Below are 20,130 nucleotides of genomic sequence, written 5' to 3' on the forward strand. Positions count from 1 at the left end.
TGACTGCCTACGCTTTATAGTCATAACGACTACAAGGAGTCATTATGACTGCACAATCGCTGCTCACCACCCTGCTGCCCCTGGTCGCCGACCTGTCCCGCGAGCTGCCCGAGGGCGAGCGCTATCGACGCCTGCTGCAAGCCATGCGCGCGCTGTTGCCGTGCGATGCCGCCGCGTTGTTACGCCTGGACGGTGAGTGGCTGGTGCCGCTGGCAGTGGATGGTTTGAGCACCGACACCCTCGGCCGACGCTTCAAAGTCAGCGAACACCCGCGCTTTGCAGTGTTGCTGAGCAGCCCCGGCCCCACCCGTTTTGACAGCGACAGCGAACTGCCCGACCCCTACGACGGTTTGGTCGACGGCCTGCATGGGCACCTGGAAGTCCACGACTGCATGGGCTGCCCGCTGTTTATCGACGACCAGCCCTGGGGCCTGCTGACTCTCGATGCGCTGGACACCGAGCGGTTCGAACGCGTCGAGCTGGATGCCTTGCAAGCCTTTGCCAGCCTGGCGGCGGCCACGGTCAATGTCGCCGAACGCATCGAGCGCCTGGCATTGCGCGCCGAAGACGAGCATCAGCGCGCCGAGATCTACCGCCAGGCCAGCGGCCAACAGCACAAGGAAATGATCGGCCAGAGCAAGGCGCACAAGCGTTTGGTCGAGGAGATCAAGCTGGTGGGCGGCAGCGACCTGACTGTGCTGATCACCGGCGCAACCGGAGTCGGCAAGGAGCTGGTCGCCCAAGCTATCCACGCCGCTTCCCCGCGTGCGGACAAACCGCTGATCAGCCTCAACTGCGCCGCGCTGCCGGAAACACTGGTGGAAAGCGAACTGTTCGGCCATGTGCGCGGCGCCTTTACCGGCGCGTTGAATGAACGTCGGGGCAAGTTCGAGCTGGCCAATGGCGGCACCTTGTTTCTGGATGAAGTGGGCGAACTGTCGTTGACCGTGCAGGCCAAATTGCTGCGCGTGCTGCAAAGCGGCCAGCTGCAACGCCTGGGTTCGGACAAGGAACACCAGGTGGATGTACGCCTGATCGCCGCCACCAACCGCGACCTCGCCGAAGAAGTGCGCAATGGCCGCTACCGCGCCGACTTCTACCACCGCCTGAGCGTGTACCCGCTGCAGGTGCCGGCGCTGCGCGAGCGCGGGCGGGATGTGTTGCTGCTGGCCGGCTACTTTCTGGAGCAGAACCGCTCACGTATGGGCCTGGGCAGCCTGCGCCTGACCAGCGACGCCCAGGCTGCGCTGCTGGCCTACAACTGGCCGGGCAATGTGCGGGAGCTGGAGCATTTGATCGGGCGCAGCGCACTCAAAGCTCTGGGTAACTGCCGCGCGCGGCCGAAGATTCTGAGCCTGAGCGCTCAGGACCTGGACCTTCCGGACGTCAGTGCGTCGGCTATCGAAGAAACGCTGCAAGCGCCGCTGGCCGTGACCGGCGACCTGCGCCAGGCCACCGAGCATTACCAGCGCCAAATCATCAGCGCCAGCCTGGAACGCCACCAGCACAACTGGGCCAGCGCCGCCCGCGAACTCGGCCTGGACCGCGCCAACCTCGGGCGCATGGCCAGGCGCCTGGGCCTCAAATAGCCCAGGCAACTCGGTCAACTGTGGGAGCTGGCTTGCCTGCGATGGCGGTGGGTCAGCTAACTCAACTTTGACTGATCCACCGCCATCGCAGGCAAGCCAGCTCCCACATTAGATAGCCTTCAGATTGCCTTCGCCTGCAAGACCGGCTGAACCAGCTTAGGCTTACGAAACACCCACACATTCCCCAACATCACCAGCACCAACCCCATCAGCGCCGGGGCCGTCCACTGGTAACCCTCGGCAAACGCCGACACGTTCAACGCCACCACCGGAAACAACACCGTGCAATACGCCGCCCGCTCCGGCCCCATGCGCCCAACCAGGGTGAGGTAGGCGGTAAAGCCGATCACCGACCCCGGAATCACCAGGTACCACAAAGCGCCGATATACCGCGCACTCCAGTCCATGTCGAAGGGAATACCGCGCACCGCACAGTAAGTCGCCAGCATCACGGCGCCATAGGCCATGCCCCAGGCATTGGTGGTCAGCGGCTTGAGCCCGGCCTTCTGTTGCAGGCTCGACAACATATTGCCCGCCGAAAAACACAGGGTCCCCAGCAACGCCAAGCCCAGGCCGAGCAAGGTCTGCGGGCTGGCGGTATGCCCCGCCAGTTCCGGCCAGAACAGAAAGCCCAGCCCCAGCAACCCCAGCGCGCCGCCCATCAACACGTTGCGCGCTACGCGTTGGCCAAAAAACACCCGGGCATTGAGGGCGTTCCACAACGTGGCGGTGGAAAACACGACTGCTACCAGACCGCTCGGGATCCATTGGCTGGCGGTGAGGAAGCACATGAAGTTCACGCAGAACAGGCACAGCCCCTGCGCCAGGCAGATCAAATGCCCGCGCCGGTTCATCACCTGCAACGTGCGGCTGAGCAGCAACAGCGCAAACAGCACCAGCGCCGCCAAACCAAAGCGGTAGACGATCGACACGGGAATCGCCACCACGCCCAATTGCCACTTGAGGGCGATCCAGGTGGTGCCCCAGATCAGCACGGTGAGTAAATACAGGAAAAGGTTCATAGCGGGCTCCGTCGATTGAGTCACAGTGTCCCTTGCCCGCCAGCCGGCGCTCTTGCACATTCTTGCGCTTTTGTCGGCCGCGGGGATCACAGCCATCACCAGCGGGAGTAGGATGCGAGGCGTCGGAGAGCACAACCATGCCAGATCTGGAATCCCTGCAAGTCTTTCAAGCGCTGAACCGCTCCCCCAACGCACGCCTGGAAGCCTGCGCCGAGCTCGGTGACGGCTTGTCTGCGGCCTTGTGGAGCAACCATCACGATTCGCAGGATTACCAGGCGCCAACCCATCACACCTTGTCCTGCTACATCGGCGGTGGCACCGGCACGTTTCGGCGCGATCAGCCAGGCACCAAGGGCGGCCCGGACAAACTCTGCATCCTGCCCGCCGAGCACCAGTCGGCCTGGGTGATCAACGGTGAGATCCGCCTGGCCCACGTGTATTTCAGCCCGGAGCAATTTGCCCTCGGCTGCGTCACCTTGCTTGACCGCGAGCCGCGTGAATTGCAATTGCGCGAAAGCACCTTCCTCGAAGACGCCAGCCAGGCCCAGCGCTTTCACCAACTGATCGCCCTCAACTGGCAGGAGCCCGCCGAGCGCCTGCTGACCAGCAGCCTGGCCCACGAGATGCTCAGCCACACCTTGCTCAGCCAAGTCGGCGCACGCGATGGCCTGCGCTTAAAAGGCGGGTTGGCGGCGCATCAGCGCCGGCTGCTGGTGGAGTTTATCGACCACCATCTGGAAGACCCGATCAGCCTCGGGCAACTGGCGGGTATGTGTGCGCTGTCGGAATACCATTTTGCGCGGATGTTCCGGCAAAGCTTCGGCCTGCCGCCCCACCAGTACCTGTTGGCGCGTCGCCTGGCACGTGCGCAAGCCTTGCTGCGTGGCGGCGCCCTGCCCCTTGGCGAAATTGCCTGGCGGTGTGGCTTCTCCAGCGCCAGCCACTTTACCCACCGCTTTCGCCAGGCCGTGGGCGCCACGCCCGGGGAATACCGCCAGGCGTTCTGCGCCTAGACCATCAAGCCCAATGTCTTGGCCTTGGCCACCGCTTGGGTGCGCCGCTCAACACCAAGCTTGCTGTGGATGCGCCGCGCGTGGGTCTTGACGGTGTGCAGCGAGATAAACAGCCGGTCGGCGATTTCCAGGTTGGAGTTGCCTTGGGCGATCAGCTGCAGCACTTCCAGTTCCCGCTGGCTCAGCGGGTTTTCCACCACGCCACTGGGCGCTGCCGGGGTTTCCAGGCCCAGCTCACTCAATAGCCCCGGCGCACGCAAACGCAGCTCGCGAATCGCCTGCTGCACCTGGCAGCGCTGCGCCAGCTCCAGCCCGGTTTGCAAGGCGCGCCGGGCCACGGCCGAGTCGCCCAACTGCCAGGCCACTTCGCCCAACACCAAGTGCAGTTCGGTTTCCAGGCAGAGCATGCCGCGTTGCTGGGTGGTGTCGAGCAAGGCATACAGACGCTCCATGGGCTGAACGGCCACACCCAGCTTAACTTCGGCCAACACCAGCAGGTACTCCAGCCGTGGAATCAGCTCCAAGGTGGCCGGCGGCGCCTGCCGGGCCTGTGGCCCACGGAAGTGGCGCAGCACCCGGCGCACAGCCTCCACAGTCAGTTCCGCACGGCCCTGCTGCAACCAGAAGTGTCCACTGACCAACAACAGCACCGCGCGGTAGACCGAGTCCGGCACATGGCGCTGCTGCATCAAGCGCTCCGCTTCGCGCAGTTGGGCAAACGCCTGGGCATAATCGCCATGGTTGGCGGCCAGCAACGCCAGACCGAGAAACCCGTAGAGCACGCGCTTGTCCTGGCTGTGCAGGCACAGGCTCAAACCGGTCTCGAAACATTCACCGGCGAGCGTGTCCTGGCCTTGGCGCAGTGCCAGATGCCCGCGCCGCAGGGCGATGCGCCCTACCAGTGGCCCGGCCTTGAGGCGCTGGCACGCCAGCATCGCCTGCACATTTTCCAGCAGGCTTTGCGCCCGATACGGTGCACCGCGCTGCTCCAACAACTGGGCGTGATCCAGCTCCAGCAATGCCTCCAACAGCAATGAACCATGGGCACGCGCCAGGCACAGCGCTTCGCGATTCAAGGCTTGGCTGACGTCCAACTCGCCGCGCAGCAAGGCTTGCTGGGTCAGGCCCGACAGGCACATCAGCCGGGAAGTCCAGGCGCTGTCGGGCAACGCTTGCAAAGCCTCCAGAAAATGCTCGCGGGAGCGCTCGGCATCGCCATTAAGGTGCAACAACCAGCCCCATTGCGCCTGCCAGCGCGCCAATAAGTGCCGCTGTTTCGCTGCCGTCGGCTGCGGTGCAAACCGGGCCAACTGGTCGATGCACACACCGGCTTGCTCAAAGCGCCCGGCGAACAGTAGTGCGGCCGTCACCAGCCCCACCAGTTGCGCCGAGCCCAGCATCAATTCATCGCCATGCTGCTCATGCAGGCGCAGCAGCAGTTGCGCATTGTGTTGACGGAACAGATCCTCAAAACTGAAGTGTTGCAACAGACTCACCGCCACCTCAAACGCTTCGGCCAGCAAGGCCTGCTCAAACGCGGCCTGCCAATCGCACTCGGTGGTAAACCATTGGCAAGCGCGCCGATGCCAGGAGCGCTTGGCCGGCCAGGGTTCATCGCGCAGCAAGCGTGCGAGCGGCGCAAAGACCTGCAGCCAATCGGCGGTGTCTTCCCAGGGCTGGATGAAGGCACCCAATGCCTGCAATTCGCGCAGGTAGTGGTCACCGTCGCCGCCGCCGAACAGGTGCTCGCACAGGCTCGGGTTGAAACGCGGCAAGTGCGCCAATACCCGCCAGGCCTCAGCCAACTCCACCGGCAAGGTGCGCAGCAGTTCGTGTTGCAGGTAGTCGAGCAAGGTCTTGTCCGGGTGACCATCGCCGAGCAAGGCAATACGTACCCCGGCGCACCAGCCGCCGCTGAACTGCATCACGCTGTCGAGGCTTTGCTCAGGGCCGAGCAATTGCTGGACCTGCGCCGGGCTGAAGTTCAGCTCACTGCACGTCAACAGTTCATCGTCGAGCAACAGCCGCGGCCAGTTGCACGCGGGCCGCCGCCGCGCGCCCAGCCACCAGGTCAGCGCCGGGCTGGCGACACTGAGCAGGCGGTCGAGCAAAGCATCCAGCTCGGGCGCGGGCAGGCGGCAGTAATCATCCAGGAACAACCACGCCGTGGGCTGCCAGCGGCTGAGGTCGAGCAACAAGGTGGCTTCATCGACAAATGCCAGGCCCAGGTTGTGCGCCAAGCGTCGGCACAACTCATCGGGGCTCAAGGCCGCGCCATTGAGTGGCAGCCAATAAACCTGGCAACCCTTGGGCGCCTGCAAGGCACACTCGGCCAATAGCGCGCTTTTGCCACTGCCGCCCGGCGCGCACAGCAACTTCACCCTTACGGTTGCTGCGAGCAACGGCTCGGTCAATTGCGGGCGTAACAGGTGATGGGCGGACAGCCGTGGCATGAATCCGGGACGGTCCAGGCAGCGGGTCATGGCAGTCATTGCTGCATCCTGCGTTTTTATTGTTATGCAACCTGACGCCACCCTAGTCCTGTGGTTGGCGGTTGTTGAAGAAGTATTCAGCGGGGTGATCAGTGGCCATGCACAAAACCCAATGTGGGAGCTGGCTTGCCTGCGATGCAGACACCTCGGTCTCACAGCCATACCGAGGTGATGCTATCGCAGGCAAGCCAGCTCCCACAGGTTGATTGCATTTCAAATGGAGATCAGCGAACGCCCTCGGACCGCAAGGCTGCTGGCGTGTAATCCGCCGCCTTGGCCGCAAAGCCGAACACGAAACTGCGCTTTTCCTCGTTCTTCATTCCCAGCGCGATGTAGCGCCCGGCGATGATGTCGTACAGGGTTTCCACGGTGTAGGCCGGCACCTGGTGGTCGTAGTAGAACTGCGCATGACCTTCAGCAACGCGCCACAGTTGGCCACGCCCGTCGTAGTGATCCACCAGTGCGACCTGCCAGCTGTCTTCGTCGATGTACATGTGGCGCTTGGCGTAGATGTGCCGCTCGCTTGGCTTGACGGTGCCGACCACTTCCCACACGCGGTGCAGCTCGTAGCGGGTGAGGTCCTGGTTGATGTGCCCGGCCTTGATGATGTCGTCATACTTGAGGGTCGGCGAATCGAGCTTGTAGCTGTTGTAGGGGATGTACATCTCTTTTTTGCCGACCAGTTTCCAGTCGTAGCGGTCGGGCGCGCCGGAGAACATGTCGAAGTTGTCGGTGGTGCGCAGGCCGTCGGAGGCGGTGCCCGGGCCGTCATACGAGACTTGCGGTGCGCGGCGCACGCGGCGTTGGCCGGCGTTATAGATCCAGGCCAGGCGCGGCTCCTTCACCTGGTCGAGGGTTTCGTGCACCAGCAGCACGTTGCCCGCCAGGCGTGCGGGCGCCGTCACCGATTGCTTGAAGAAACTCAGCACGTTGGCCGCCTTGGCCTGGTCGATGTCCGGGATGGCTTGCGGCACCGCCACTTCTTCTTCGAAGCGGATCGGCGTGTAGCTGCCGTTCGTTTGCGGGGTGGCCTGGGTGATGATGCGCTTGAGGTTGCCGCCGTGGTAACGGGTGATGTGGTTCCACAGCACTTCCACGCCATTTTTCGGGATCGGGAACGCGTAGTAGCGGTTGCCGGTGAAGTTCTCCAGGCCGTTACCGTCGTTGATCGCGTGTACGTTCAGCGCGCTGCGCTTGATCGACTCGTAGATATCCGGCGGCAGGTTGACCGTGCGATGGGTTGGGTACACCGGGATCTTGTAGGTTTCGGGGTAGCGCTTGAACATCGCCACCTGGCCATCGGAAAGCTTGTCTTTGTACTTGTCGACCGTGGCGGCGGTGATCACGAACAGCGGTTTTTCATTGGCGAACGGGTCGGCCAGAAAGCCTTTGCTGTCCACCGCGCCGGCATTTTTCGGGATGCCGCCGGTCCAGGCCGGGATCGAGCCGTCGGCGTTGCCGGCTTTTTCGGCGCCGACCGGCGTCAGGGTCGTGCCGAGCTTGGCGGCCTCTTCGGGCGAGACGGCGGCCATGACGTGGGCGGCCAGTACACTCAGGGCCATCACTGCAAATAGCTTACGCATAGGTTGTTGTCCTTCCTTAAACCAAGTCAGAAGTTCACGCCGAAGCTGAGGGCGATAAAGTCGCGGTCGGTGAGGGTGTTGTAGTCACCGCCAAAAAAGTCGGTGTAGCTCAGGCTCGCGGTGTAGGTGTTGCGGTAGTCCGCATCTACGCCGACGCTGATCGCCTTGGCGCCTTCGTTGAAAATGCCGTTGGGGCCGTAGCCGCTGACGTCATGGGACCAGGACAGGTTGGGTTTGAGGTTCACCCCGGCGAACACGTTGTTGTAGTCGAGGATCGCGCGGGCGCGGTAGCCCCAGGAGTTGGCGGTGACGAAGCCGTCGGTGTCGCCGCCAAACCCATAGGCGCCATACACCGAATCGCGGCCATAACGCAGTTTGGTCTTGGCTTCCAGCCCTCCGACGTGCACAAAGGCCGCCTCACCCACCAGCGTCAGGCGTTCGGCACCCAGCACCTGGTCGAAGAATTGGGTCATGGTGCTCTGGATCTGGGTGATTTCCTTGCGGCGGTAGCCTGAGTTGTCCGAGCCGAACGAACTGCGGATGGGCGAGGCGGTTTGGCCAGCAATCGGGTTGACCAGCGCCAGGGTCAGGTCGGTAGTGTTGAGTTGCACCGGCGCATTCGGCCGGTAGCTGATTTCGCCGGTCCAGGCCGTGCCGGTGGGCAAGGTGGTGGAAAAGCTGGCGCCGTAGAGGCGGATGTCTTCCGGGTAATCGAGGTAATACTGGCCACGCCCGAGCATGGTGCTCTGGGCCAGGCCCGAGCCACTACCGGGCGCAATGGCGTTGGCAGTGCTGACGATACGGCCGATGGTGGCCAGGTTGGTATTGGCGGTGATCGTGCCCACGGTGGGCGTGCGGCTGTGGTAGTTCATGAAGTAGAGGCCGTACTCGGTGTCATCGCCGAGCCAGCGCAAGGCCGCGCCGAATTGGCCGCCATCGCGCGCTTCGCGGTCGTTGGCGCGCTGCACCACCACGCCTTCGCGGGTCACCTGAAAGCCCTGGCCAAACGCTGCGGCCACCGGTTGCAACGGCGCAATCGCCGGGCTGCCGACCGTGTAGTTGCCGTTGCAGCCGTGGGCCACCACGTCGTTACCGAAGAAGGTGCCGCAGTTATCCACTACGGTGTTTTCCCAGTTGAGTTGGTAGAAGCCTTCTACCGACAGCTGGTTGGTGAGGCTTTGGGACGCGAACAGCATGTTGACCGGAATCAGGCCTTCCTTGATCTCGGCGCCAGGACGGCGAAACGCCGAGACGTCGATGGGGTTGATGCTGTTGATCGAGTTACCGATAAACGTACTTTCGCCCCAGCTCACCACCTGTTTGCCGACGCGTACGGCGCCCGGCAAATCGCCGATGGAATAGTTGTGGTACACGAAGGCATCCAGCAACTCGTAGCCGGACGAGCGCGCGCCTTCATCGCGGTGGTTGTTGCTGATTTGCTTGAACTCGCGGTTTTCGTCCTGCAGTTCGAAGTCGTACCAGTACTTGCCGCGCACAAAGATGCCGCTGTCGCCGTACTTGAGCTCCAGGTCGTGAATGCCCTTGAAGATCTTGGAGAAGGTCTCGCCCTTCTTGAAGTTCAGCCGCCCGTCATCACCGGTGGACGCCTGCCCCGTGCCGCCGTTGGGAATGCCCACCAGCTTCTTGTCGGCATCGCGCATGCCCCAGCTGGCGCCGACCGACAGCGAGGAATCGAATTGCCCTTCGATCTCGCCGATGTTGAATGAAACAGCCTGTGCCTGGGCGCAACAGCCCAGCGCAACCGCCGTGGCCAGCGCCTGTGGCGTGAAGATGGCGCGCATTGTTGTTTTTGTCATGCGTCTTCCCCGGTGAGTGACAGAAGGCCCCACCCTACTGCCGCCCCTCGGGAGCGATAAGCGCACCAAAGGGGTATTCGTGGTGTCGCTCGAAAGGATGAACAGCCGCCCTGGCCGAGGTTTGCGTGCCACCATGGATCAGGCAGATGGGGGATTATCAGGAGGATGGATAGCGCGCAGGCGATCATTACTGAAATTGCAACAGTCCTTGTCCTGAACTGCTATTACTCATCTTGTTACAACCGACTATTCTTAACGCACTTTCAGGTGCAAATGGCCCGCTTGGGTAAATCCAGGAAAAGTCTGATTCCAATAGATTGGCCTAATGTTTCAATCTATTACCGCTGTTCACTGACGTTGATTTGTCGCTCCTTGATCCAACGTCTTACTTCGGCCGCTGCGTTTGCAGCGGCCTTTTTTATGCCCAAAAGAAAACGGGGCGCTTTTAGCGCCCCGTAGCATTCAACGGTGTTCAAGCAACGATCAGAGGCTGAACTTCTGTAAATTGGCCATCATCTCTTTCAACGCTTCGATGTTGTCCTTGGGGTGCGCGGCGCCTTCGAAGTCGCAGATTTGCGCCCAGTGCGCGGCCACATCGTCGGGTGAGAAGCCGGCCTCAGGGTCAAACCCCACGCCCAGGCTGCGTTCCCAGCGGGTCTTGCCGATCCAGCCGCCGCCGACTTCAAACAAGCCCGAAGTGTCCTGGCATGCCTCGCTGCCCAGGTACACCACCAAAGGGCTGACCAGCTCCGGCTTGAGGCGCTCGAACACCTGCGGCGGGATCAGGCCTTCGGTCATGCGCGTGGCGCCCGTGGGGGCGATGGCGTTGACCAGGATGTTGTTCTTGCGCCCTTCCAGCGCGAGGGTGCGGGTCAAACCGTAGAGGCCCAGCTTGGCCATGCCGTAGTTGGACTGGCCGAAGTTGCCATAGATGCCCGAGGTGGACGCGGTAAAGATCACGCGGCCATAACCCTGCTCGCGCATGTGCGGCCAAGCGGCGCGGGTAACTTTGTAGGCACCTTCGACATGCACGCGGTACACCAGGTCCCAGTCACTGTCGTCCATTTTGTGGAAGGTCTTGTCGCGCAGAATGCCGGCGTTGTTGACCACCACGTCGACACGCCCGAACACGTCGAGGGCGTGCTGGACGATCTTGTCACCATCGGTTACGGAGTCATGGTTGGCCTCGGCAATACCGCCGGCCTCCCGAATCTCAGCCACTACACGGTCGGCGGCCGAGGCATTCGCGCCTTCGCCCTGGGCCGAACCGCCGAGGTCGTTGACCAGCACTTTGGCCCCGTACCTGGCAAACAGCAGCGCATGGGCACGGCCCAACCCGCCGCCGGCACCGGTGACGATCACGACCTTATCCTGAAACTGCACTGACTCACTCATACCGAACTCCGTTGGCGACAATGGCAATGGGCTGAGTGTCACGCACGCAGCCTTTGGTCACAATAAATACGCCCGAGGCTGAATGGTGCTCGATAAGGCAGGGGGATGATTGCCCGGCTCAGGAATAGGCCAAACGCGGTGCCGGCTGACCGATGCGTTCACGAAACGCCAAATAATGCTTGAGCACCAGCACCGGCGCTTCGATCTGCGGGTAGTGGCCGATATTGGCCAGTAACACCGAGTCGGCATTGGGCACCAACTGGTGATAACGCTCCACCATGTGCGCGCCGGAAATGGGATCGACCTCGCCGTCGATCACCCGCAGCGGCACCTCTTCGCGTTGCATCGCCGCCACCCAGCGTTCACGCATACGCCGGCGCTGGGGAATGTAAGCAATCAGCTTATGCAGGATGCGCGGGCCATCGCCGCAGTTGATCAGGCTCCAGAAGTCATCCAGTGCACTTTCACTGGGCCGCGTGTTCGGGCCGAATATCTGGCTGAAACTGTTCGACAAGGCGTTGCGCCCAAAGGCGCGGCCGACCATCCAGCCGAGTGGGCTGAGCAAGAGTTTCTGCACCAGCGCCGGTCGATGGGTCTCGGAAAACAGCCCACCATTGAGGAATACGCAGCTGGCCATCCGAAAGCGGCCGTCGTAGTGGCGCGCCAGTAATTCCTGGGCCACGCTGTCGCCATAGTCATGGGCCAACACATGCACCGGCCGCTCCACGCGCAGGTGTTCGAGCAGCGCCTGTTGCAGGTCCGCCTGCTCCAGCAGGCAGTAATCGTGGTTCAACGGCTTGGCCGAATCGCCAAACCCGAGCATGTCACAGGCGATCACCAAGTTGCGCTGGGCCAGGGGCTGCCACAGGTAGTGCCAGTCCCAACTGGCGGTGGGAAAGCCATGAATCAACAGCAACGGCTCGCCCTGCCCCGCCACCCAGTAACGGATCACGTGGCCACGAAAGAGAAATTCCTGACTACGTTTGCGCCAGGCTCTGAGCGGTATCTCGGCGAGTGGCATCAGCTTTTATACCCGGGATCTTGCAGGTCCAATTTACGCAACAGCGCCGGCCACGCCAGTGCACCACCCATACCTTGGGCGCTCTTTGTGACAACGGCCACCATCGCCTTGGCCCCCGCCAGAATCTGCGGCTCGATGGCAATCAATTCGGCGCCGCCGTTTTGTGCCAGCACCTGGATGTCGCACGCGCGCTGGAAGGTGAACATCATTAAAAACGTGTCGGCGATCGAGCCGGCGCAGGTCAACAGGCCGTGGTTATGCAGCATGAGGAAATTGTTGTCGCCCAGGTCTGCCTGCAAGCGGGCTTTTTCTTCAGGGTTGAGCGCCACGCCTTCATAGGCGTGATAGGCCAGGCTGGACAGGACAAAAGTGGATTGCTGGCTGATCGGCAGCACGCCCTGCTTCTGCGCCGATACCGCAACGCCCGCAGCGGTATGGGTGTGCAGCACACAGACCACGTCATGGCGCACTTCATGGATGGCACTGTGGATGGTGTAGCCGGCGGGGTTGATCTCGTAGGGGCTGTCCATCAGCTTGTTGCCGGCCTGATCGACCTTGACCAGGCTCGACGCCGTTATCTCATGGAACATCAAGCCATAAGGGTTGATCAGGAAGTCATCGGTGCCCGGCACCTTGGCGGAAATATGCGTGAAGATCAGGTCATCCCAGCCATGCAGCGCCACCAGGCGATAGCAGGCGGCCAGGTCGACGCGGGTCTGCCATTCGGCAGCGCTGACCTGCTCTTTGACATGCTGTGGCGATAGAACAGGGGCTAGGCTCACGGCAACAACCTCCTTGGTTCGCGTTCTTATTATTTTTCTGGGTGAGGGGCCAGTCTAGTCAGACGCCGTGACGCAAGGAGTTGCCTTGGCAGCCAGCTTGATGACTGAGCGAGTCAGTCATAAGAATAGTACAAGTGGTGTCAGAGAAGTGCCGCCAATAAAGGCACGGCAAACAGGTTGAGCAAGCCCGTGAGCACGAGCCAGAACACCGGCATCCGCTTGCCCTGGGGCATTGCCTTTATCTGGCATGACGGCGCCTGGCTGCGTGAATTCCCGGTCAAGCGCGCAGTGCAGTGACCAACTCGGCCAGCCACGGCTCGGCGTCGGCTTCCGGGGTCACGCTTTCGCTGGCGTCCAGGCGCAGCATCGGCAGTACTTCGCGCACGCCCAGCTCAGCGAACAGTTCGCGCATTTGCTCACCGCCACCGCAGAACGTGTCGCCATAGCTGGCGTCGCCCAGGCCGATCACCGCACCGGGCAGGCCGCGCCAGGCGGCTGGCAGCTGGTCGCGAATGGTCGAGTACAGCGGTTGCAGGTTATCCGGCAGTTCGCCCATGCCGGTGGTCGATGTGACCGCCAGGAACGCCTCGGGGGCAAAGGCCTGCACGTCGGCCAAGGTGGCGCGTGGGTTGTGCCAGGCTTCAAAACCGGCCGCATTGAGGATGCCGGCGGCGTGGCGGGCGACTTCTTCAGCCGTGCCGTAGACCGAGCCGGAAAGGATGGCGACTTTCATCAATCTGATCCTGTGGTTGAGCGAAAGCGTGGGATATTAGCAGCTGACGCAACTATTTCAGCGCACACCGTGCGACATTCAAAAGTTGTCATAGAATTCAGACTTTAAAAACATGCGATGGACTGCTCAATGATCAACGCCAAACTGATGCAACTGGTGATTAACGCTTCCAACGACGGCATCGTCGTCGCCGAACGTGAAGGCCAGGACAAGCCGCTGATCTACGTGAACCCGGCGTTCGAGCGCATGACCGGTTACGCCTTGGACGACATCCTGTATCAGGATTGCCGCTTCCTGCAGTCGGGTGACCGCGATCAGCCGGCGCTGATGGCCATTCGTGAAGCCCTCGACAGCGGTGGTTCGTGCCGAGAGATCCTGCGCAATTACCGCAAGGACGGCACGCACTTTTGGAACGAGCTGTCGCTGTCCACGGTGTACAACCAAGCAGACAAACAAACCTACTTCGTGGGCGTACAAAAAGACGTCACCATTCAGGTAAAAGCGCAACAACGCGTCGCCCAGCTGGAAGCGCAGGTGGCCGAGCTTAAAGATGAGCTGGCGGCGCTCAAGACGACGAGCGGAATTAACAAAGTGTAAAAAATGCAGCCTTTAGGGCGATAATGGCTTTTTAATGCCTCCTCCTTGAGCTACATCAATGCACCGCGACGCTCTACTGACGCAGGACGAGCTGGATTTTATCCAGGACATGCAGCACAACCCGCAGCTCAACCTGCGGGATGCCTGGTCGAGCCTGACGGTCAATGGCGGTGCGCAGATTCGCGATTTGCTCACGCGGCTGGCCGCGCACGACCATGTCACCATCCAGGCGCAGTTCGATAACCAGCAACTGACCTTCCCGCTGCACCTGGTGGAAGACGAGTTTCATGCGGTGCATCTGCGCCTGGGCGTGCCGAGCATTTTTGAAGACGGTCCGATGATCCGCCCATGGCGCCTGGCCCTTGAAGCACCCGTGGCGTTGGAAAACGTGCGGGGCAACCCTGCCGCGCTGTGGGTGCATGAAGTGTCATTCAAGGGTGTGCTGGTGGAGATTCGCGGGCGGGTCAAACCGCCGAAAACCTTTTCCCTGTGGTTCAGCCCGTCCGGTTACGAGCGTATTGCCTTGCGCGGCACGCTGGAACGGGAAACCGCGCGAGGCCTGTTCGCTTATCGCTTGAGCCAGAGTGACGCGGATGAGATCGAACGGCTACGCCAGTTCATTCTGCATCAGCACCGGTTGGTCCATCCGCACGTACACGCCTGAAATCAGCTATCCAGGCTACCTGCGAGAAACTGCTGCAAGCGGCTCTGCATCTGGCGCCCTTCACTGCCCAGGCAGCCGATGGGCGAGCCGGCCAGGTCCTGCTCGGCCAGGTCCGCTGCGGCACCGGCCAGCAACAGCGGGCAATCCAGGGTCAGCGCCAGGCGACTCAGGCGCGCTGCCAGTTCATGGTTGTGCGCATGATTGGAGAAAATCACCAGCGCCTGGGGACGGATCTTTTCACACACCAGTGTCAGCTCATCAAACGGCTGGCCCATGCCCAGCACTTTCACCGGCGTGTTCTCGTGGCTGAGCATCAGCGCCGCCACCAGCAGTTCCAATTTACGGCATTCGCCCGGCATGGCCGCCAGTAACACCCGCGGCGCCAGAGAGCTGCTCGCAAGTCTTAAGCGCTCAAAGGTATGCATGCGCAGGAAGGTGTCGTAAAAAAGCCATTCACTGGCCTGGCCGAAACGGCCCTGGTGGCGCAGCAGGTCACCCCACAGCGGCATAAAGATGTTCTGGAATGCCACGCTCAGCGGGTAGGTCGCAAAAACCTGGCCGTAAAGGCTCTCCAACTGACGGTCGTCAAAGGCGCTGACCGCGTTCAGCAAACGCGCCCGCCACTGTGACCACTCATGTTCGTCGACGCCATTGCCCTCGGCATGAAGTGCCACAGCCTGCTGATCGTCGCGTGCGAGGATCTTGCCGACCTTGCTGACGGCCACGCCACGCTCAATCCAATCGAGAATGCGATTAATGGTCACAATATCGGCACTGGAATAGAGCCGATGCCCGCTTTCGGTGCGTGTCGGCTGGATCAGGCCATAACGACGCTCCCAGGCACGCAGGGTGACCGGGTTGACACCTGTCATTCTCGAGACATCACGAATCGGGTACAGCTCGTCCGGGTCAGCGATGTGAGCCTGGGCCATTTCGCGAGTTTGAGCAGTTATTTCAGGCATCAGAGGTCAGAAACATCCATCTAAGTGTGGATCCCATTTAACGCTTTTAAACTTGTCCTTTTCAAGGGCTGGCCTGTCAGACCAATGCCACTGGCGTATTTTTTGAAAACAGGAATAATCCTTGCCTGTTTTTTGGTGATGACCTTACCCGGTCGCCACCTGTGTGCGCCGCCTACCCGGCTCAGCGCACCTGATTACTTGGAGATACACAATGTCTACCTCTCCCGTCACCTTGATGGTTGCGCGCCGCGTGGCCAAAGGGCGCTATGAAGAATTGATGGCCTGGCTGCGCGAAGGCGAGCAATTGGCCACTGACTTCCCCGGCTACCTGGGTTCCGGTGTGCTTGCGCCGCCGCCCCATGATGATGAGTTTCAGATCATCTTCCGCTTCGCCGATGAAAAAACCCTGCATGCCTGGGAGTTCTCCGCCTCGCGCAGCGCCTGGCTAAGCCGTGGCAGCGAACTGTTTGCCGACCCGTCCGAGCATCGCGTCAGCGGCATCGACGGCTGGTTCGGCGCCGTGGGCGCACGACCACCGCGCTGGAAACAGGCGGTAGCGATCTGGCTGGCATTTTTCCCGGTGTCGCTGTTGTTTAACTTCGGCCTGGGGCCGCTGCTCAGCGAGCTGGACATGTTCGCGCGTGTGCTGGTCAGTACCCTGGCACTCACGCCATTGATGGTGTACTTCTTTATTCCGCTCTCGACCCATCTGCTCGCAAGTTGGTTGCATCCAACGCCCACGCCCAAGGCTACCGAAGCCGCTGCGTGAGTACAGGGGCGGCCGGTCGCTGGTATAGTTTCAGCCTGCCAGCGACTCGAGCCTCCCATGACGGTAACCAACGCCCCGATCCTGATCACCGGTGCCGGCCAGCGTGTCGGCTTGTATTGTGCCGAGCGCCTGTTGGACGGAGGCCACGCGGTGATTTTCAGCTACCGTAGCGAACGCCCGGGCGTTGAGGCCTTGCGTGAGCGTGGTGCGCTCGGCGTGTTTGCCGACTTCTCCACTGAGGCCGGGATTCTGGCCTTTATCGCCGAACTGAAAACCCATACCGACAGCCTGCGTGCGATCATCCACAACGCGTCGGCGTGGGTTGCGGAAACGCCCGGCGACGAAAGCCGCGCCTTCACCGATATGTTCAGCGTGCACATGCTTGCGCCGTACCTGATCAACCTGCATTGTTCACCTTTGCTGCAACGCTCGACACCGGCCGATATCGTGCACATCAGCGATGACGTGGTGCGTAAGGGCAGCCGCCAGCACATCGCCTACTGCGCCACCAAGGCCGGACTCGACAGCCTTACACTGTCGTTTGCCGCGCAGTTCGCGCCGCTGATCAAGGTCAACGGCATCGCGCCGGCGATGGTGATGTTCAACGCGGGCGACGATGCGGCGTACCGAACCAAGGTGCTGGCCAAGTCGGCGCTGGGCATCGAGCCTGGACCTGATGTGATCTACCAGAGTGTGCGTTACCTGCTGGACAACCCGTATGTCACCGGAACCACCCTGACCGTCAACGGCGGGCGGCATATCAAGTAAGCCGTTTGTGAGGATGTTGTATGACCTTGTCCCTGCCCCAACACTACCGCGAGATCCTCAAAGGCCTGGGCGAAGACCCGGAGCGCGAAGGCTTGCTCGACACCCCCAAGCGCGCCGCCAAGGCCATGCAGTACCTGTGTCATGGCTATGAGCAAAACCTGGAAACCATCGTCAACGGCGCCTTGTTCGCCTCCGATAACGACGAGATGGTGATCCTCAAGGACATCGAGCTGTATTCGCTGTGCGAACACCATTTGCTGCCCTTTATCGGCAAGGCCCACGTGGCCTATATACCGACCGGCAAGGTGCTGGGCCTGTCGAAGCTGGCGCGCATTGTCGACATGTACGCGCGGCGCCTGCAGATCCAGGAAAACCTCACGCGGCAGATCGCCGACGCGATCCAGCAGGTCACCCAGGCCGCAGGCGTGGCGGTGGTGATCGAAGCCAAGCACATGTGCATGATGATGCGCGGCGTGGAGAAACAGAATTCAACCATGAACACCTCGGTGATGCTCGGCGCGTTCCGCGAGTCGAACACCACGCGCATGGAGTTCCTGCAACTGATCGGACGGAGCAAGTAGCAATGCCACAACTTCAACCAGGCATGGCGCGCATCCGGGTCAAGGACCTGTGCCTGCGCACCTTTATTGGCATCAATGAAGATGAGATCAACAACAAGCAGGATGTGCTGATCAACCTGACCATCCTGTATGCCGCACAGGAAGCTGTGCGCGACAATGACATCGACCACGCACTGAATTACCGCACCATCACCAAGGCGATCATTGCCCACGTCGAAGGCAATCGCTTTGCGCTGCTCGAACGTCTGACGCAAGAGTTGCTGGACCTGGTGATGAGCAATGAGTCAGTGCTGTATGCCGAAGTCGAAGTGGACAAGCCCCATGCGCTGCGCTTTGCCGAGTCGGTGTCGATAACCCTCGCTGCCAGCCGCTGATAGTTAAGTGAGCCTTATGAACGATCAACAACGCCTCGAACTCGAAGCCGCCGCCTTTCGCCGGTTGGTGGCCCACCTGGACAGCCGCAAGGATGTGCAGAACATCGACCTGATGAACCTCGCAGGTTTTTGCCGCAACTGCTTATCCAAGTGGTACAAGGCCGAGGCCGACGAGCGCCACATCGAGCTGAGCCTCGATGACGCCCGCGAAGTGGTGTACGGCATGCCGTACGCCGAGTGGAAAGCCCAATACCAGCAAGAAGCCAGCGCCGACCAACAGGCGGCGTTCGCCAAAGGAAAACCCCATGACTGATCTGAACACCCTGCGCGCCAGCCTCAACAGCGGCGAACATGTTTTTGCCGACACCCTGGCTTTTGTGGCTGCCGGTTACGACTACCAGCCGCAGGCATTTACCAATGGCGGCGTAGAAAACGCTGCTGGCCAGAACGAAGGTTCGTGCAAGACCTTGGGCTTGGCGCTGCTGGAAGGCTTGAGCGATCAGGAAGCGTTGCTGGCGTTTGGTGAGCATTACCGTTCGGTGGTGGCGACGCCGCAGGGCAGTGATCACGGCAATATTCGGGCGTTGATTGCCCATGGTTTGGCCGGTGTGAAGTTCACCGCACAGCCGCTGACCCGCCGCTGATTCAACCTGATAACCCGGTTTAAGGTGGGAGCTGGCTTGCCTGCGATAGCGGTGTGTCAGCCACCACCGCTATCGCAGGCAAGCCAGCTCCCACATTGAATCGGGTTGGCACATCAGCACTGTGGTGCGGCTTGAATCGTGCGCATAAAAAAACCGACCTCTCGGCCGGTTTTTTCATTTCAACGGGTTTAGAACGAAGCGTCCTTCAAACCGTCGAGGTAACGCTCGGCGTCCAGCGCCGCCATGCAACCGGCGCCGGCCGAGGTGATGGCCTGGCGGTACACGTGGTCAGCCACGTCACCGGCGGCGAAGATACCTTCGATGTTGGTCGCAGTGGCGTTGCCTTCACGGCCGCCTTGCACAACCAGGTAGCCGTCTTTGGCTTCGAGCACGCCTTCGAACAGGGAAGTGTTCGGGGTGTGGCCGATGGCGATGAACACGCCGTCGACTTTCAGCTCGTCGAAGCTGCCGTCGTTGTTTTTCAGGCGAGCACCGGTCACGCCCATATTGTCGCCCAGGACTTCGTCCAGGGTGGCGTTGAGCTTGAGGATGATCTTGCCTTCAGCCACACGGGCGTGCAGCTTGTCGATCAGGATCTTCTCGGCGCGGAAAGTCTCACGGCGGTGAACCAGGGTCACGGTGCTGGCGATGTTGGCCAGGTACAGCGCTTCTTCCACGGCGGTGTTGCCGCCACCGACCACAGCGACCGGCTTGTTGCGGTAGAAGAAACCGTCGCAGGTCGCGCAGGCGGAGACGCCTTTGCCCATGAACGCTTCTTCCGATGGCAGGCCCAGGTAACGGGCGCTGGCGCCGGTGGCGATGATCAGCGCGTCACAGGTGTAGACACCGCTGTCGCCGGTCAGGCTGTAAGGCTTTTTCGAGAAGTCGACCTGGTTGATGTGGTCGAAAACGATCTCGGTTTCAAAGCGCTCGGCGTGCTCTTTCATACGTTCCATCAGCACCGGGCCGGTCAGGCCGTGCACATCGCCCGGCCAGTTGTCGACTTCAGTGGTGGTGGTCAACTGACCGCCCGCCTGCATGCCGGTAATCAGCAGCGGCTTGAGGTTGGCCCGGGCAGCGTAGACGGCAGCGCTGTAACCGGCAGGGCCGGAACCGAGAATAATCACTCGCGAATGACGGGTATCAGACATGACTCACTCCTATCGACCGCCCGGACTACAAGGCAGCTGGAATAAAAAAGGACCGCGAAGCACTTGGGGAAGGCTTGAACTCGCAGGCCCTGAAAATAATGGGTGCAGCGTATAGAGGGGGGCAAGATTAAGGAAATACGGAATAACAATCCAGCTCATAGGTGGTCTCTATG

General features: G+C 61.4%; 20 protein-coding genes. 10 read left to right on the forward strand and 10 right to left on the reverse strand.

Features of this window, described 5'->3' with window-relative positions:
- Nucleotides 1-44 precede the first annotated feature (44 nt).
- Nucleotides 45-1,589 (forward strand): nitric oxide reductase transcriptional regulator NorR, encoded by a 1,545-nt coding sequence (norR, locus tag AOA59_RS26710; protein ID WP_099489648.1) that lies wholly within the window; start codon nt 45-47, stop codon nt 1,587-1,589.
- Between the two features lie 119 nt (nt 1,590-1,708).
- Here norR and AOA59_RS26715 read toward each other — a convergent pair whose 3' ends face one another.
- Entirely contained in the window at nt 1,709-2,611 is a 903-nt protein-coding gene (locus tag AOA59_RS26715; RefSeq protein WP_099489649.1) for a DMT family transporter, read from the reverse strand.
- 137 nt (nt 2,612-2,748) lie between these two features.
- On the opposite strand from AOA59_RS26715, the gene AOA59_RS26720 reads away from it, so the two are divergent.
- Complete coding sequence (locus tag AOA59_RS26720; RefSeq protein WP_099489650.1) at nt 2,749-3,624, forward strand: helix-turn-helix domain-containing protein; 876 nt, start codon at nt 2,749-2,751, stop codon at nt 3,622-3,624.
- Here AOA59_RS26720 and AOA59_RS26725 read toward each other — a convergent pair.
- The 7 genes from AOA59_RS26725 to AOA59_RS26760 form a co-directional block, all read right to left on the reverse strand.
- Complete coding sequence (locus AOA59_RS26725; RefSeq protein ID WP_099489651.1) at nt 3,621-6,116, reverse strand: LuxR C-terminal-related transcriptional regulator; 2,496 nt, start codon at nt 6,114-6,116, stop codon at nt 3,621-3,623. The genes AOA59_RS26720 and AOA59_RS26725 overlap by 4 nt on opposite strands.
- A gap of 224 nt (nt 6,117-6,340) precedes the next feature.
- Complete coding sequence (locus tag AOA59_RS26735; protein WP_017135078.1) at nt 6,341-7,699, reverse strand: DUF1329 domain-containing protein; 1,359 nt, start codon at nt 7,697-7,699, stop codon at nt 6,341-6,343.
- A 26-nt stretch (nt 7,700-7,725) separates the two neighbouring features.
- Complete coding sequence (locus AOA59_RS26740; RefSeq protein WP_056858327.1) at nt 7,726-9,516, reverse strand: DUF1302 domain-containing protein; 1,791 nt, start codon at nt 9,514-9,516, stop codon at nt 7,726-7,728.
- A gap of 483 nt (nt 9,517-9,999) precedes the next feature.
- Nucleotides 10,000-10,911, reverse strand: a complete 912-nt coding sequence (locus AOA59_RS26745; protein WP_099489652.1) for an SDR family oxidoreductase — start codon at nt 10,909-10,911, stop codon at nt 10,000-10,002.
- Between the two features lie 118 nt (nt 10,912-11,029).
- A complete protein-coding gene (locus tag AOA59_RS26750) occupies nt 11,030-11,932 on the reverse strand; it encodes an alpha/beta fold hydrolase (RefSeq protein WP_065930538.1) in 903 nt (300 codons plus the stop codon).
- Complete coding sequence (locus AOA59_RS26755; protein WP_099489653.1) at nt 11,932-12,714, reverse strand: class II aldolase/adducin family protein; 783 nt, start codon at nt 12,712-12,714, stop codon at nt 11,932-11,934. Before AOA59_RS26755 ends, AOA59_RS26750 begins: the two co-directional genes overlap by 1 nt.
- Before the next feature lie 277 nt (nt 12,715-12,991).
- A complete protein-coding gene (locus tag AOA59_RS26760) occupies nt 12,992-13,447 on the reverse strand; it encodes a flavodoxin (protein ID WP_017135084.1) in 456 nt (151 codons plus the stop codon).
- A gap of 129 nt (nt 13,448-13,576) precedes the next feature.
- Between AOA59_RS26760 and AOA59_RS26765 the strand changes: the two genes are divergently transcribed.
- A complete protein-coding gene (locus AOA59_RS26765; protein ID WP_065930533.1) occupies nt 13,577-14,044 on the forward strand; it encodes a PAS domain-containing protein in 468 nt (155 codons plus the stop codon).
- Nucleotides 14,045-14,102: 58 nt separating this feature from the next.
- Nucleotides 14,103-14,708 (forward strand): hypothetical protein, encoded by a 606-nt coding sequence (locus AOA59_RS26770; RefSeq protein ID WP_056858332.1) that lies wholly within the window; start codon nt 14,103-14,105, stop codon nt 14,706-14,708.
- A 2-nt stretch (nt 14,709-14,710) separates the two neighbouring features.
- Here the strand turns inward: AOA59_RS26770 and AOA59_RS26775 are convergent, their stop codons facing one another.
- Nucleotides 14,711-15,670 carry a MerR family transcriptional regulator gene (locus AOA59_RS26775; protein ID WP_371919093.1) on the reverse strand — a complete coding sequence of 320 codons (960 nt, stop codon included), beginning with the start codon at nt 15,668-15,670 and terminating at the stop codon, nt 14,711-14,713.
- 211 nt (nt 15,671-15,881) lie between these two features.
- Here AOA59_RS26775 and AOA59_RS26780 point away from each other — a divergent pair, with 211 nt between their 5' ends.
- Genes AOA59_RS26780 through AOA59_RS26805 form a run of 6 tightly spaced genes read left to right on the forward strand, consistent with a single transcriptional unit; the run spans nt 15,882 to nt 18,806 of the window.
- On the forward strand, nt 15,882-16,439 hold the full coding sequence (locus AOA59_RS26780; protein WP_099489655.1) for an antibiotic biosynthesis monooxygenase: 558 nt from the start codon (nt 15,882-15,884) through the stop codon (nt 16,437-16,439).
- A gap of 57 nt (nt 16,440-16,496) precedes the next feature.
- Nucleotides 16,497-17,207: a dihydromonapterin reductase gene (gene folM, locus AOA59_RS26785; RefSeq protein ID WP_099489656.1), complete on the forward strand. Its 711-nt coding sequence runs from the start codon at nt 16,497-16,499 to the stop codon at nt 17,205-17,207.
- A 20-nt stretch (nt 17,208-17,227) separates the two neighbouring features.
- Nucleotides 17,228-17,788 carry a GTP cyclohydrolase I FolE gene (gene folE, locus AOA59_RS26790; RefSeq protein WP_056858336.1) on the forward strand — a complete coding sequence of 187 codons (561 nt, stop codon included), beginning with the start codon at nt 17,228-17,230 and terminating at the stop codon, nt 17,786-17,788.
- A gap of 2 nt (nt 17,789-17,790) precedes the next feature.
- Complete coding sequence (folX, locus tag AOA59_RS26795) at nt 17,791-18,162, forward strand: dihydroneopterin triphosphate 2'-epimerase (RefSeq protein WP_017135091.1); 372 nt, start codon at nt 17,791-17,793, stop codon at nt 18,160-18,162.
- 16 nt (nt 18,163-18,178) lie between these two features.
- On the forward strand, nt 18,179-18,475 hold the full coding sequence (locus AOA59_RS26800) for a DUF1244 domain-containing protein (RefSeq protein WP_069788208.1): 297 nt from the start codon (nt 18,179-18,181) through the stop codon (nt 18,473-18,475).
- A complete protein-coding gene (locus AOA59_RS26805; protein ID WP_099489657.1) occupies nt 18,468-18,806 on the forward strand; it encodes a HopJ type III effector protein in 339 nt (112 codons plus the stop codon). The genes AOA59_RS26800 and AOA59_RS26805 overlap by 8 nt, the downstream gene beginning before the upstream one ends.
- Nucleotides 18,807-18,994: 188 nt before the next feature.
- Here the strand turns inward: AOA59_RS26805 and trxB are convergent, their stop codons facing one another.
- The gene (gene trxB / locus AOA59_RS26810; protein ID WP_010206474.1) at nt 18,995-19,957 is read right to left on the reverse strand and encodes a thioredoxin-disulfide reductase; all 963 of its coding nucleotides are present in this window, start codon (nt 19,955-19,957) and stop codon (nt 18,995-18,997) included.
- Between the last annotated feature and the right edge of the window lie 173 nt (nt 19,958-20,130).

Source organism: Pseudomonas sp. 2822-15 (genome assembly GCF_002742515.1).
Taxonomy (GTDB): domain Bacteria; phylum Pseudomonadota; class Gammaproteobacteria; order Pseudomonadales; family Pseudomonadaceae; genus Aquipseudomonas; species Aquipseudomonas salomonii.

Excerpts from the sequence above, each read along its gene's own strand:
- AOA59_RS26800 (WP_069788208.1), top strand. The coding sequence starts at position 18,179 with ATGAACGATCAACAACGCCTCGAACTCGAAGCCGCCGCCTTTCGCCGG.
- AOA59_RS26745 (WP_099489652.1), bottom strand. The coding sequence starts at position 10,911 with ATGAGTGAGTCAGTGCAGTTTCAGGATAAGGTCGTGATCGTCACCGGT.
- AOA59_RS26780 (WP_099489655.1), top strand. The coding sequence starts at position 15,882 with ATGTCTACCTCTCCCGTCACCTTGATGGTTGCGCGCCGCGTGGCCAAA.
- trxB (WP_010206474.1), bottom strand. The coding sequence starts at position 19,957 with ATGTCTGATACCCGTCATTCGCGAGTGATTATTCTCGGTTCCGGCCCT.
- AOA59_RS26720 (WP_099489650.1), top strand. The coding sequence starts at position 2,749 with ATGCCAGATCTGGAATCCCTGCAAGTCTTTCAAGCGCTGAACCGCTCC.
- norR (WP_099489648.1), top strand. The coding sequence starts at position 45 with ATGACTGCACAATCGCTGCTCACCACCCTGCTGCCCCTGGTCGCCGAC.
- AOA59_RS26750 (WP_065930538.1), bottom strand. The coding sequence starts at position 11,932 with ATGCCACTCGCCGAGATACCGCTCAGAGCCTGGCGCAAACGTAGTCAG.
- AOA59_RS26735 (WP_017135078.1), bottom strand. The coding sequence starts at position 7,699 with ATGCGTAAGCTATTTGCAGTGATGGCCCTGAGTGTACTGGCCGCCCAC.
- AOA59_RS26760 (WP_017135084.1), bottom strand. The coding sequence starts at position 13,447 with ATGAAAGTCGCCATCCTTTCCGGCTCGGTCTACGGCACGGCTGAAGAA.
- AOA59_RS26765 (WP_065930533.1), top strand. The coding sequence starts at position 13,577 with ATGATCAACGCCAAACTGATGCAACTGGTGATTAACGCTTCCAACGAC.
- AOA59_RS26770 (WP_056858332.1), top strand. The coding sequence starts at position 14,103 with ATGCACCGCGACGCTCTACTGACGCAGGACGAGCTGGATTTTATCCAG.
- folM (WP_099489656.1), top strand. The coding sequence starts at position 16,497 with ATGACGGTAACCAACGCCCCGATCCTGATCACCGGTGCCGGCCAGCGT.
- AOA59_RS26740 (WP_056858327.1), bottom strand. The coding sequence starts at position 9,516 with ATGACAAAAACAACAATGCGCGCCATCTTCACGCCACAGGCGCTGGCC.
- AOA59_RS26725 (WP_099489651.1), bottom strand. The coding sequence starts at position 6,116 with ATGACTGCCATGACCCGCTGCCTGGACCGTCCCGGATTCATGCCACGG.
- folX (WP_017135091.1), top strand. The coding sequence starts at position 17,791 with ATGCCACAACTTCAACCAGGCATGGCGCGCATCCGGGTCAAGGACCTG.
- folE (WP_056858336.1), top strand. The coding sequence starts at position 17,228 with ATGACCTTGTCCCTGCCCCAACACTACCGCGAGATCCTCAAAGGCCTG.
- AOA59_RS26715 (WP_099489649.1), bottom strand. The coding sequence starts at position 2,611 with ATGAACCTTTTCCTGTATTTACTCACCGTGCTGATCTGGGGCACCACC.
- AOA59_RS26775 (WP_371919093.1), bottom strand. The coding sequence starts at position 15,670 with ATGCCTGAAATAACTGCTCAAACTCGCGAAATGGCCCAGGCTCACATC.
- AOA59_RS26805 (WP_099489657.1), top strand. The coding sequence starts at position 18,468 with ATGACTGATCTGAACACCCTGCGCGCCAGCCTCAACAGCGGCGAACAT.